Source organism: Lachnoclostridium sp., assembly GCF_031997925.1.
Lineage (GTDB): Bacteria > Bacillota > Clostridia > Lachnospirales > Lachnospiraceae > Lachnoclostridium.
Genome location: NZ_DAMADT010000008.1, coordinates 100,306 through 112,820, shown reverse-complemented (window position 1 = coordinate 112,820; position 12,515 = coordinate 100,306). Strand labels below are relative to the sequence as shown.

Here is a 12,515-nt window from a genome sequence, read left to right as displayed (position 1 = left end):
GGGAATTAACGTGAATCGAACCATATCGATTACGTTTGCGATCGGGTCCATGCTTGCAGCGATCGCTGGTATCCTTTTTATTAGTCAGTACCCATCCTTAAGACCAACGCTTGGAACCTTGCCGGGTATTAAAGCGTTCGTTGCGGCAGTATTTGGAGGTATTGGTAGTATTCCAGGAGCTATGCTTGGTGGACTTTTATTAGGAGTGATTGAAAGCTTAAGTAAAGCATATATCTCAACAGAACTTGCAGATGCTATCGTATTTGGTATTCTTGTACTTGTCTTACTTATAAAACCATCTGGGTTACTTGGCAAGAATAGAATTGAGAAGGTGTAGGTGAACGGTATGGAGAAGAATAAGAATAGAAGGAATCTGATGAATGCGGTGATCGCCTTTGTTGCGATTATCCTTGGTTATATCGCTGTTTATTACATGATGGAGGGAAATATATTAAGTCGTCAAATGACCTCTCTAATACCTAGAATTGGAATTAACATTATTCTAGCGGTATCCTTAAGTATAACGGTAGGCTTATTAGGAGAATTGTCACTTGGTCATGCTGGATTTATGGCCATAGGAGCTTATTCCAGTGCAATCTTTACTACGCAGGCGGTAGGACTTCCAGGATTTTTATCCTTTATTATAGCACTTTTCATCGGTGGTATTATGGCTGCATTATTTGGGGTGATTACTGGGATACCAGTACTTCGCTTACGTGGTGATTATCTTGCAATTGTTACTCTGGCATTTACAGAAATTATTCGCTCTATCATCAATACCATGTCAATTACTGGTGGTGCTATGGGATTATCAAAGATTCCGGATTATGCGAATTATACATGGATATATATCTTTGGTATCCTTACAATACTGGCAGCAGTTAACTTAAAGAAATCAAGACATGGTAGAGCAATTCTATCGGTTCGTGAGAATTATGTAGCAGCTGAGGCGATGGGAATTCCAGTTACAAAGTTTAAGATTCTGGCTTTTACAATTGCAGCTTTTTTTGCTGGAATTGCCGGTGCATTATATGCGCATACCTACACCGTATTACGACCTAATAATTTTGATTATAATAAATCCATTGATATTCTAATATTTGTTGTACTTGGTGGTATGGGAAATATTCCGGGCACTATCGTTGCAACGATTCTTTTAACCTACCTTCCGGAAAAATTCCGTGAGTTTGGTGATTACCGTATGCTTACGTATGCGCTTGCATTGATCCTTATTATGATTCTTAATTCTGGAGAAATGAAAGAAAAGCTAAAGGGTATCATTAGAAAAATAGTACCGTTTGAGAAAATAAAAGCAAAAAAATTACAGAAAGGAGAGCACTAAGATGGCATTATTAGAAGTAAAGAATTTAGGTATCTCCTTTGGTGGCTTAAGAGCGGTAGATCAAGTAAATTTTTCTATCAAGGAAGGTCAACTATATGGGTTAATCGGACCAAATGGTGCTGGTAAAACAACATTATTTAATTTATTAACTGGAGTATATCAGCCAACAGATGGTAGTATTATGTTAGAAGGTATAAGATTAAATGGAAAGAAACCAGCTCAAATTAATCAAGCCGGAATCGCAAGAACATTTCAAAATATACGATTGTTTAAAAAGATGACAGTGCTTGATAATGTAAAGGTGGCCTTACACAATCAGGTTCACTACTCCTTATTCGAGGCCTTGTTTAAGCTTCCTTCCTATTGGAAAAAAGAAAAGGAAATGGATAAGATGGCACTTGAGATCCTTGAGGTATTTGACCTTGATAAGCAAGCGGATGTCTTAGCTTCTAATCTTCCTTATGGTAAACAGCGTAAACTAGAAATTGCGAGAGCCCTAGCTACAAATCCTAAGCTACTGCTTCTTGATGAACCAGCAGCAGGCATGAATCCGAATGAAACAGAAGAGCTGATGCAAACAATTCGTTTAGTAAGAGACCGTTATAAAATAACTATCCTTTTAATTGAGCACGATATGAAACTTGTTACAGGAATCTGTGAGGAGATACTGGTACTAAACTTCGGTATGGAATTAGCAAAGGGAACACCGTCTGAGGTTTTAAATAACCCTGAAGTTATTACTGCATATCTTGGCGAATGATAGAAAGGAATAGGTGCTAATATGGCGATGTTAACAATAAAAGATTTAGATGTATATTATGGAGTAATTGGGGCAATCAAGGGTATCTCCTTCACGGTAAATGAAGGAGAAGTTATTGCTTTGATTGGTGCCAACGGAGCTGGTAAGACCACAATCCTACATACGATTACTGGTCTAGTAGCTCCCAAACATGGCAGTATCGATTTTGAAGGACACAATTTATTAAAAACACCAGCGCATAAGATTGTTTCGCTTGGTATGGCACATGTACCGGAAGGACGTAGAATTTTTGCGGAGCTTACAGTATTTGAAAATCTTATGATGGGTGCTTATAGCAGAAAAGATAATGCAGAGATCACGCAGACATTGACAGAAGTTTATAAGCGTTTTCCAAGGCTTGCAGAGCGTAAAAAGCAAATTGCGGGAACCTTATCCGGAGGGGAGCAACAGATGCTTGCTATGGGGCGTGCACTCATGTCAAAGCCAAAGATTATGTTATTAGATGAACCTTCCATGGGATTGTCCCCTTTATTTGTTTCAGAAATATTTCGTATCATACAAGAGATAAGTAAGAACGGAACTACGGTGTTATTGGTAGAACAGAATGCGAAAAAAGCTCTTTCTATTGCAAATAGAGCTTATGTACTGGAAACTGGTAAAATTGTTCTATCTGGAGATGCGAATGAGATGATGAATAATGACTCTGTTAAAAAAGCTTACCTTGGAGAAGCGTAAAAGGCCTACGAAGCAAACATGTTATTAAGAGTGAAAGATAAATCTTTCACTCAGTAAGTTTGTGGCTGCGCTGCACACAAACTTGACATAGGTATTGTCTTGTAAGCAAGACAAGGAAGTAGTACGGAAGGGAGGAAATATATTATGAGTGAAAAATTTGTAATTACAATTGCGCGCGGTTACGGAAGTGGTGGTAGAACGATTGGAAAGATGTTAGCGGAACGCCTAAAAGTTCATTATTATGATCGTGAGCTTATGAGACTAGCATCAGATAAGAGCGGTATCAATGAAGGATTGTTTGTGAAGGCAGACGAGACCGTAAAGAAAAGCTTACTATTTCGAATTGCTAGGAAGGAATATAGGGGTGAATTAATTCCACCAGATTCCGACGACTTTGTATCGAATGATAACTTATTTAATTATCAAGCGAAGGTAATTAGGGAGTTAGCGAATGAAACTTCTTGTATTATGGTTGGCCGTTGTGCAGATTATGTATTAAAGGATGCAGATCATGTCATTAAGGTATTTGTACATGCCCCATTTGACGACTGTGTTAAAACTGTCATGGAATTAGACGGTCTTTCAAAAGAAGAAGCTTCAAGGAAAATAACTTCGATTGACAAACACCGTGCAGAGTATTATAAATATTACACAGGCAGGGACTGGAAGAGCGCTGAGAATTATGACTTGTGTTTGAATAGTAGTAAATTAGGATTCGAAAAGTGTGTTGATATGGTAATTGATTATATGAACATACGATTGGGGTAGTAAAAATAAAGTGAGGTTGAAAGAATTATTATTTCTTTCAACCTTTCAGTATATCAACTTATCAATATGTGAAGTATGATTTATAATGATATGTACTATATTTAGGATTGGAGGATAAGAGATGATATCAAGTAAAATGGCAAATTTGGTGAAAAACAGCTCGGTAATCCGTGCGATGTTTGAAGAAGGAAAAAAGATGGCAGCTAAATATGGACCTGAGAATGTATATGATTTTAGCTTAGGAAATCCAAGCGTAGAGCCACCGGAAAGAGTCAAAGAAGCAATCATTGAAGTACTGAATGAAGAAAATCAGAATTTTATTCATGGATATCCAAATAATTCAGGTTATGAAGACGTCCGTGAAAAGGTTGCAAATCATATCAATCAGAAGTTTGACACCAAGTTCTGTCACGAAAATATCGTGATGACGGTTGGTGCAGCAGGTGGATTAAATGTTATCTTTAAGACTCTGTTAAATCCATCTGATGAAGTCATCGTATTTGCTCCATTTTTTGGTGAGTACCGTAACTACGTTAGTAATTTTGATGCTAGCCTTGTGGTAGTATCTCCGAATACAATAGATTTTCAGCCGAATTTAGAGGAATTTAAGGATAAAATAACAGCTAAGACAAAAGCAGTGATTGTAAATACTCCGAACAATCCGACCGGTGTTGTATATTCCGAGGAGACCATTAAAAAATTAGCTAGTATCTTAGAGGAAAAGCAGGAAGAATATAAAACTTCGATCTATTTGATTTCAGATGAACCTTATCGTGAGCTTGTTTATGATGGGGTAGAGGTTCCTTATCTTACAAAATATTATAAGAATACGATTATTGGGTATTCATTTAGTAAATCCTTATCACTTCCAGGAGATAGAATTGGTTATCTTGTTTTGCCAGATGAACTTGATGATGCTAATGATATTAAGGCAGCAGCAAACGTAGCTACCCGAATTCTTGGTTTTGTGAATGCCCCATCCCTCATACAACGTGCCGTGTCTCGCTGTTTGGATGCAGAAGTTGATGTAGAAATCTACAATAGAAATAGAGAGCTTTTATATCAGAGTTTATTGTCTTATGGTTATGAATGTATTAAGCCAGAAGGGGCATTTTATTTATTTGTAAAAGCCTTAGAAGTGGATGATAAGGCATTTGTAGAAAAAGCAAAGGCACATAATATATTGATTGTACCTGGATTTTCTTTTGGATGTCCAGGGTATTTTCGCCTAGCGTATTGTGTGAATTTTGATATGATAAAACGTGCCTTACCTCATTTTGAGCAGTTAGCGAAGGAGTATGGAATTACTAACTAACTGGTATGTTATGAATGCGGGATTATTAGTTAAAAATGTATTCAAAATTATTATGTGACACGCACTCCTATCCTTAGAACAAGTATAGATGCGTAGAAAGTAAATGCAGGAACAGAGGGTAAATTAGCAGCACGGAAATGAGGAAAATCATGAGAGCATGGGAAAAGAATTTAAGACAGGTTACACCTTATGTGGCAGGTGAGCAGCCAAAAGATTTGAATAAAATAAAGTTAAATACGAACGAAAACCCTTATCCACCAACAAAGAATATCGAAGATGCTTTAAAACATCAATCTGAGATGCTTCGACTATATCCAGATACAGAAGCTACCGTTCTCGTGGAAGAGCTGGCGAAATTTTATGACCTTGATAAAGATCAAATCTTTGTAGGAGTAGGTTCTGACGATGTGCTTGCAATGTCGTTCTTGACCTTTTTTAACTCCGAAAAACCGATATTATTTCCCGACATTACCTATTCATTTTATGATGTATGGGCGAATTTATATAAAATCCCTTATGAAAGGCCAGCATTAGATGAGAACTTTCACATAAGAAAAGAAGATTATTACAAAGAAAATGGAGGTATCGTAATAGCGAATCCAAATGCTCCAACCTCCATCTTTGAAGATATTAGTGTAATTGAGGATATCGTTGCCAATAATCAGGATGTGATTGTTATCGTAGATGAGGCATATGTAGATTTTGGCGGCCAAAGTGCACTGCCGTTATTAAAAAAATATGATAATTTGGTCGTGGTACAGACCTTTTCTAAATCAAGGTCAATGGCAGGTATGCGAATTGGATTTGCGATGGCAAATAAAGAACTCATCACAGCTCTTAAGAATGTAAAAGAATCATATAATTCTTATACCATGAATTATCCTTCTATTGTATGTGGGGCAGAGGCAGTAAAAGATAAGGAATATTTTTATGAAACACTTGATAAGATTATAGCAACAAGAGAGCGTGTGAAAAGTGAACTAAGTGAAGTAGGTTTTCAGATGCCAGAATCCAAAACGAATTTCTTATTCATAACTCATGAGAAAGTCGCAGCGAAGGACTTATTTGAAGCATTAAGAAACGAACATATTTACGTAAGATACTTTAACAAACCAAGGATATCTAACTATCTTAGAGTTAGCATCGGAACAGATGAGGAGATGAATGAATTTCTTAGGGTAGTGAAAGAAAGAATAAAAGTTTTTAATCCTTTATCTATATGCCCGAGAAGCCCCCACTTCTAAAGTGGTGGGCCATGTCACGCAGTAAGCTAGTATCGGAGCTGCATACACGAACTTGATCATACGCATTATCTCCAAGTAAGACAAAGAGCATAGCATAAAAAAGCTATATAGGAAAGAAAAGAATTATAGTCTAAAATTCTCATTTTTTAAGAATTTTTGGAAAGTGACTAGATTATTAACAAAAAACGGTGTATAATGACATTATACTACAAGGGAAAGTGTAGATATCTTATCCATATAAGTCGATGAAACGAAGGAATATTCTTAAGAAGACCTGCTTTCATATAATTTTGCGTTTTCCCTACAACAACGGGTATTATTGTAAACCTTGGAATAGGTAATAATTTTGAGGAGAGGATACAGTGAAGATACTAATAGCGGAAGATGATTTTGCAAGTAGAAAGTTTATGCTTCGATTTTTATCGCAATACGGGGAATGTGATATTACCGTAGACGGGATGGAAGCAGTAGATGCCTTTACGATGGCGCTTGAATCAAATGAACCATATGATTTAGTTTGCCTTGATATCATGATGCCAGCGTTGGATGGTTATCAAGCGTTAAAGGGAATCCGTGATTTTGAAAAAGAAAAGGGGATTCCGGAAGAAAAACAGGCAAAGATTATTATGACTACGGCTTTAAGTGAAGGAAGAAATGTTACCAAAGCCTTCGATCTTGGTTGTGTGGCTTATGCAGGTAAACCAATCGATCAAACAAAGTTTGAGAACGTATTAAAGAAATTAGAATTAATTTAAGGTAAAGTGTGGCTGTTTTAAACAGAGGAGAAATTGTGACGATAAGTTGCTTAAAATCTGTTTAGAACAGCTTTTTTCTTTATATTAGTATTTTTTTGTAAAGAAATGAGAGTTTGATTAGAAATAGAAAAGTAGTCCATTAAAATTCTCCAGATTCATTGCAGGACGAATCTAAGTATGCTAAACTCTGCTTATAAATATATGTTTACTTTTCGTACGGGAGGATATAGATATGAGATGCCCAAATTGTGGAGATGATCGTTGCGTTATTGTAGAAGAATCCGAAACGAATCAAAAAGGATTCGGTTTTGGGAAAGGTTGCTGTGGCTATCTAATTTTAGGACCAATCGGTTGGGTATGCGGCTTATGCGGAATGGGGGAATCACATACCGTAAGGCGTACATTCTGGGTTTGCCAGCATTGTGGTAGAAAATTTAGAACGTAAAGAAAGTGAAGTAGTAATAGTTTTATTTGATGATAGAGCAAGGAGAGGATATGAAGATTTCCATACGTAAAAAACATGATGAGATGTGGAAAAAGTTAATGAGAGTTGGAGAGTACACTGGATGTCATCAGAAGCCGGAGAGAAGTTTTTTTTATCATGGGTATCAGTTTCCGGTATGCGCACGTTGCACTGGCGTTATTATAGGATATCTAATTGCAATACCATGTTATCTTCTATTCGGGTATCATAAAAAGCTTTCCATTACTGGAGCCTTGGTTATGTTTACGGATTGGGCGATACAGCAATCAAAAATTAAGGAATCAACCAATAAGAGGAGATTCTTAACTGGAATTGCAGGTGGATTTTCTATTATGTCAATCCAGATTAAGATACTTTCTATGATTAAAAATAAGTTATTTTCCTAAGGTTACATTTATCATAATCAAAAGCTGTTTTTCTAAGATTATGTTATCATAATCAAACGAATCATAGTTTTAAATGTCTGCGACTGTTGCTATATGCGACAGTCTTTTTTTAATTTAGTGGAAATTTCGTTGCCATTACCTACAAGTTAAAACGCTTTGAGGGATGCGTACCCAACAGGTTTAGTAAGGCGAAATGTATTCGCCTAAACAAAGTGTTTTCACTCTTAAGATAGCAATCTGGGAGAGGCTAAGCTTATTTATATAGAAAAAGTGAAAAAAATAGCGTATTTTATAAAAACAACGTTGACAGAACTTAAAATTCTTCATATAATGAATTTGTAAATGATAATTATTCTCAATAAAAGAAGAATGACAGAAAAGGACGTGAACGAAATGACACTAGTGGATGGGATGGCAAAAAAAACCTATACAGTGCATAACATTCAGTTAGCAAAAGAAGCGGAAATTCGTTTGAAAGCGCTTGGATTAACCGATGGCACGAAGATTGAGGTTTTAAATAATAAACGTGGGGGCTCTGTTATTTTCAATGTACGTGGAACAAGACTTGCAGTGGGAAGAAAGATCGCAGAAGCAATTCATATCGAGGAAAGTTAAGACAATAACATAAACAGCATATTAGTTGTGACGGAAAGGATGTAAACCATGATTCAAGAAGAGAATCGCAGAGAAAAGCAGGAATTAAAAGTTGGGTTTGTAGGAAATCCAAACTGCGGAAAAACCACATTATTTAATGCCTATACTGGATCGAAATTAAAGGTGGCTAATTGGCCGGGAGTTACAGTTGAAAAAAAAGAAGGAGCGATGAAATACCATGATCATCGTTTTAAGCTAGTAGACCTCCCTGGGATATATAGTCTAACTTCCTATACAATGGAAGAGAAGCTGACAAGACAATTTATCTTAGATTCTGAGGTGGATGTCATTATAGACGTTGCAGATGCTTCTGCTCTGGAGAGAAATTTATATCTTACGTTACAGTTAATAGAACTTGGAAAACCAGTAATCTTAGCACTTAATATGATGGATATTGTAGAAGAACGTGGTATGGAGATTGATATGCATCGATTACCTGAGATGCTAGGGATTCCTTGTATCCCAGTGTCTGCAAGAAAACGAACTGGTCTAGATATCCTAATGCACACGGTAGCACATCATAAAGAGAAGTGCCGTCACAATTGCATTGTACATCAGCATCCAAACATTGGAGAGAGAAAAAGTCACCACGCTCATGAACATCATCAGGAACTTACGATGGTTTATAGCGATGAAATCGAGGATAAGATCGATATACTCATTGATCGTATGATAGAAGTTGGTTTTGAATGTGAAAACTATCGTTGGTACGCCCTTAAATTATTAGAGCACGATGAAGAGGTAATGAATCTTGTATCGGTTGATTTAACGGGGATTGCTGACGAAAGTTACGAAGCAGAGATCATTCACCAAAAGTATGATTTTATTGATGAAATTATTGAGGAGTGCCTAGTAAATAAAAGCAAAAAGGCTGCCTTAACAGATAAAGTGGATCGAGTGGTTACCCATCGAATTTTCGGTTTGCCGGTATTCTTAGGAATTATGGCAGTGGTATTTTTATTAACCTTTACAGTTGGAGATTTTCTGAAAGGGTATTTTGAAGTTGGTTTAGAAAGTTTTTCCAACATGGTTCTTAACGGACTAGAAGCGATTGGTACAAGTGAGATGCTAACTTCGTTATTAGTCGATGGAATTATTGCTGGTGTTGGTGGAATCCTTACTTTCTTACCAAATATCTTTATCCTATTTCTTGCATTAGCCTTCCTAGAGGATAGCGGCTATATGGCAAGAGTTGCATATGTGATGGATGGGTTGATGGGTAAACTTGGGTTATCGGGAAGAGCCTTTATCCCGATGATACTTGGATTTGGTTGTACCGTTCCTGCAGTTATGGCGTCAAGAGCCTTGGAGGATATGAGGGATAGAAGAAGAACCGTATTGATTACACCTTTTATGTCCTGTAGTGCAAGACTTCCAATCTACGTGTTATTTTCCCAAATGTTTTTTGGACGATACGCAGTGTTAGCAGCATTTTCAATGTATGTGATTGGTTTGGTTATTGCAGTAATTTCTGCCTTTGTAATGAACAAATTTGGGAATAAAGGTAGTATGAGTCCATTACTTATTGAGTTACCAGAGTATAAAACACCAAATAAAAGAACTATCTTTATCTATGTATGGGACAAAGTGAAGGATTATTTAACGAAAGCGGGTACAACGATATTCCTTGCGTCAATTGTAATTTGGTTTATCTTAAACTTTGGACCACAAGGAATGACAGAGGATATGTCACAGAGCTTTGGAGCAATCTTTGGTAAGTTTATCAGTCCAATTTTAATACCAGCGGGACTTGGATTATGGCAAGTTGTTGTGGCACTAATCTCTGGATTAGCTGCCAAGGAAGTTGTAGTATCTAGTTTTAGTGTATTATATGGAATAGCAAATATCAGTTCCCGTGATGGAATGGATAGCTTGATATCTTCACTATCAAGTCAGAATTTTACTGCGGTTAATGCCTATTCTTTTATGCTATTTTGTTTACTATATACTCCGTGTGTGGCAACCATCGCAGTGGTAAAGAGAGAATTAAAATCCACAAAGTGGACGATATTCTCTATACTATTTCAATTAAGTGTTGCTTATCTGGTGTCCGTACTGTTTTTCCAGATTGGCAGTTTTATTACAAACCTTTAATGAAATCGAATTAATAGTCAGATATGAATAATTAAGGAAAGGATGATGAGTATGTGGCCAACATTAATTATAGTACTACTGCTAGGGGTTTATAGCTTCTTTGTAGTGAGAAAAAGAGTGAAGGAAATAAAAGCGGGTAAGTTTTGCAGCTGTGGATGTTCCGATTGTCCAAGTCATTGTAACTGCACGAAAGTTAATGATACGAAAAAAGCAAAAGAGAAAGTAAAAATATTTCAAGAATAAATGAGAAAACTATTTTTACAGCATGCCTGTTTCAGCAGCAGTTCAAGCGGATTGCGAATATCCGTTTTGACTTAGAAAAGGTGAAATAAATACAGAAGAGATACAATGGAGATTGAAATCTATTGTATCTCTTTTTTGAATATTAGGAAATACTATTGATGCAACTACTATGGAACAAGACTATGTTATACCAAAAACTGTTTAATTAGCAGGGATTAATTACTAAATAGAAAATTCTATGAGGACGAGTGGAATTAATGTACAATTAAAACGATACAATACCAACTTTATCAGTTCAAAATATAGCAAAAATATATAATTTTCAATTAAATATATCATAATTTATGTTTATTTTATGTGTTATAGTTATCGTACTAAAATAAAAAAAGAGGAATTCTTATGAAATACTTAACCTATCCTTTGGAAAGTCAAGGTTTTATTAACCGTTGTCTAACCACAAAAACTTATACAAAATCACAACAATTTGACAAAGTGACGTTAAAGGGCAAGGTAAATGAATGGCTAAAATACGGTTTTTCTATTCATGAAAATCCTTGTCGTAAAGAATTTATTAATCATAGAATTGGGAATCTTCCAGAGTTTGTTTCGATAGAAAAATGTAAGCTCCATAATGAACTTCAGGTATTTGATGAGAAACGAACCTTTGAGATGTACTTTCCATTCGGGAATGTGGGTGTTGATTTTTCTGAGTTTTATAATATTCCGACGTATCTGCGTTGCTATAGCTATGTAGAACTTTATTCAAATGAGGAAAGAGAAGAGATGTTTCATGTGGAAACGTGCGGTGGAATTACTGTCTGGATGAATGAGGAATTCATAACAGATTTTATTCCGTTCACGAGAAATATGGTGAAGAGCAATACGTTTAAGATGAAATTAAAGAAAGGGTATAATCAGCTGTTATTATGTCTAGATGACTTAGCAGAAAGAGACACCGATTTTTATTATCGTCTTCAATATCTTGGAGATTCTACTTTAGAGATGTGCTTACCAGTAGAGGATCAAGTTGATCTAAATGCGATGAAAGAAGCAGAGAAAATATTAGAAGAGATATCCTTTGATAAAGAACTATATATAAGTGAAGTTGTAGAGTTGGCGATAAACAATACCTCTGGTCAAGAGTTACCAATTCACGTATCTTATAAGCCAGTAGCGGACAAGTTGACCAATGCTCATACGATTGGTACAGAAAAAGACTATGTGATAAAACCAGACCAGAAAACATTGCCTTTGTTTGAAGCTGATGATGTGATTCCGGGATTTTATTATTTCGGTGTGGAAATACAAATTGGTACTATTTCTATCGGACGAAAGATAGCGACACAAATATTTCATAAAAAATTATTAAAGCATAAGGAAAGTACGATTGCACAGCGTAAACTAGAAGCTTTAAAGTATTTAGAAGAAGTAGAAGTAGATAATGTCTATAAGGCAGCTTCTATTCTTATGATGAATGGTGATACAAAGAAAGCAGAACGTATTATTGAGGAGGAATTACAAGGAATTGCATTACGTAAGGATTGTAGTGACTTCCATCTCGTGATTGTTATGCAAATCTATAAGAAATTTCACAGTAAATTATCTTCAGAATGTTTAAGAAAAATTGAACTAACTATCCTTGAATTTCGATACTGGATTGATGAGCCAGGAGATGATGTTATGTGGTTCTTTAGTGAAAATCACGCACTATTATTTCATATATGTCAGTATTTTG

Annotated in this window: 13 protein-coding genes and 1 pseudogene; all 14 read left to right on the top strand. The window is 35.9% G+C overall.

Annotated elements, in window-relative coordinates; translation table 11 throughout:
- Positions 1-337 (top strand): branched-chain amino acid ABC transporter permease (locus RTP52_RS07825; RefSeq protein WP_442913529.1); only part of this gene is annotated, 337 nt, incomplete at its 5' end.
- A 9-nt stretch (positions 338-346) separates the two neighbouring features.
- Complete coding sequence (locus tag RTP52_RS07820; protein ID WP_312103927.1) at positions 347-1,342, top strand: branched-chain amino acid ABC transporter permease; 996 nt, start codon at positions 347-349, stop codon at positions 1,340-1,342.
- A 1-nt stretch (position 1,343) separates the two neighbouring features.
- The gene (locus tag RTP52_RS07815) at positions 1,344-2,102 is read left to right on the top strand and encodes an ABC transporter ATP-binding protein (protein ID WP_312103924.1); all 759 of its coding nucleotides are present in this window, start codon (positions 1,344-1,346) and stop codon (positions 2,100-2,102) included.
- Between the two features lie 21 nt (positions 2,103-2,123).
- Positions 2,124-2,837 (top strand): ABC transporter ATP-binding protein, encoded by a 714-nt coding sequence (locus RTP52_RS07810; RefSeq protein WP_312103921.1) that lies wholly within the window; start codon positions 2,124-2,126, stop codon positions 2,835-2,837.
- A 144-nt stretch (positions 2,838-2,981) separates the two neighbouring features.
- Complete coding sequence (locus tag RTP52_RS07805) at positions 2,982-3,605, top strand: cytidylate kinase-like family protein (protein ID WP_312103918.1); 624 nt, start codon at positions 2,982-2,984, stop codon at positions 3,603-3,605.
- Between the two features lie 121 nt (positions 3,606-3,726).
- On the top strand, positions 3,727-4,920 hold the full coding sequence (locus RTP52_RS07800; protein WP_312103915.1) for a pyridoxal phosphate-dependent aminotransferase: 1,194 nt from the start codon (positions 3,727-3,729) through the stop codon (positions 4,918-4,920).
- 149 nt (positions 4,921-5,069) lie between these two features.
- The gene (gene hisC, locus RTP52_RS07795) at positions 5,070-6,164 is read left to right on the top strand and encodes a histidinol-phosphate transaminase (RefSeq protein ID WP_312370309.1); all 1,095 of its coding nucleotides are present in this window, start codon (positions 5,070-5,072) and stop codon (positions 6,162-6,164) included.
- A 362-nt stretch (positions 6,165-6,526) separates the two neighbouring features.
- Positions 6,527-6,919, top strand: a complete 393-nt coding sequence (locus RTP52_RS07790; RefSeq protein WP_312103911.1) for a response regulator — start codon at positions 6,527-6,529, stop codon at positions 6,917-6,919.
- Positions 6,920-7,151: 232 nt separating this feature from the next.
- Positions 7,152-7,364 (top strand): hypothetical protein, encoded by a 213-nt coding sequence (locus tag RTP52_RS07785; protein WP_312103909.1) that lies wholly within the window; start codon positions 7,152-7,154, stop codon positions 7,362-7,364.
- A gap of 50 nt (positions 7,365-7,414) precedes the next feature.
- Positions 7,415-7,789: a DUF2085 domain-containing protein gene (locus RTP52_RS07780; protein WP_312103906.1), complete on the top strand. Its 375-nt coding sequence runs from the start codon at positions 7,415-7,417 to the stop codon at positions 7,787-7,789.
- 393 nt (positions 7,790-8,182) lie between these two features.
- Complete coding sequence (locus tag RTP52_RS07775) at positions 8,183-8,404, top strand: FeoA family protein (RefSeq protein ID WP_312103904.1); 222 nt, start codon at positions 8,183-8,185, stop codon at positions 8,402-8,404.
- A gap of 48 nt (positions 8,405-8,452) precedes the next feature.
- The gene (feoB, locus tag RTP52_RS07770) at positions 8,453-10,537 is read left to right on the top strand and encodes a ferrous iron transport protein B (RefSeq protein WP_312103901.1); all 2,085 of its coding nucleotides are present in this window, start codon (positions 8,453-8,455) and stop codon (positions 10,535-10,537) included.
- A 51-nt stretch (positions 10,538-10,588) separates the two neighbouring features.
- Positions 10,589-10,780 carry a FeoB-associated Cys-rich membrane protein gene (locus RTP52_RS07765; protein WP_312103898.1) on the top strand — a complete coding sequence of 64 codons (192 nt, stop codon included), beginning with the start codon at positions 10,589-10,591 and terminating at the stop codon, positions 10,778-10,780.
- Between the two features lie 399 nt (positions 10,781-11,179).
- Positions 11,180-12,515 (top strand): annotated as a pseudogene (locus RTP52_RS07760) (hypothetical protein); the annotation flags it as partial.

What these genes read in the sequence shown, in the direction of transcription:
- feoB (WP_312103901.1), top strand. Translation starts at nt 8,453, where the DNA reads ATGATTCAAGAAGAGAATCGCAGAGAAAAGCAGGAATTAAAAGTTGGG.
- RTP52_RS07780 (WP_312103906.1), top strand. Translation starts at nt 7,415, where the DNA reads ATGAAGATTTCCATACGTAAAAAACATGATGAGATGTGGAAAAAGTTA.
- RTP52_RS07785 (WP_312103909.1), top strand. Translation starts at nt 7,152, where the DNA reads ATGAGATGCCCAAATTGTGGAGATGATCGTTGCGTTATTGTAGAAGAA.
- RTP52_RS07820 (WP_312103927.1), top strand. Translation starts at nt 347, where the DNA reads ATGGAGAAGAATAAGAATAGAAGGAATCTGATGAATGCGGTGATCGCC.
- RTP52_RS07775 (WP_312103904.1), top strand. Translation starts at nt 8,183, where the DNA reads ATGACACTAGTGGATGGGATGGCAAAAAAAACCTATACAGTGCATAAC.
- RTP52_RS07805 (WP_312103918.1), top strand. Translation starts at nt 2,982, where the DNA reads ATGAGTGAAAAATTTGTAATTACAATTGCGCGCGGTTACGGAAGTGGT.
- RTP52_RS07765 (WP_312103898.1), top strand. Translation starts at nt 10,589, where the DNA reads ATGTGGCCAACATTAATTATAGTACTACTGCTAGGGGTTTATAGCTTC.
- RTP52_RS07800 (WP_312103915.1), top strand. Translation starts at nt 3,727, where the DNA reads ATGATATCAAGTAAAATGGCAAATTTGGTGAAAAACAGCTCGGTAATC.
- RTP52_RS07810 (WP_312103921.1), top strand. Translation starts at nt 2,124, where the DNA reads ATGGCGATGTTAACAATAAAAGATTTAGATGTATATTATGGAGTAATT.
- RTP52_RS07815 (WP_312103924.1), top strand. Translation starts at nt 1,344, where the DNA reads ATGGCATTATTAGAAGTAAAGAATTTAGGTATCTCCTTTGGTGGCTTA.
- hisC (WP_312370309.1), top strand. Translation starts at nt 5,070, where the DNA reads ATGAGAGCATGGGAAAAGAATTTAAGACAGGTTACACCTTATGTGGCA.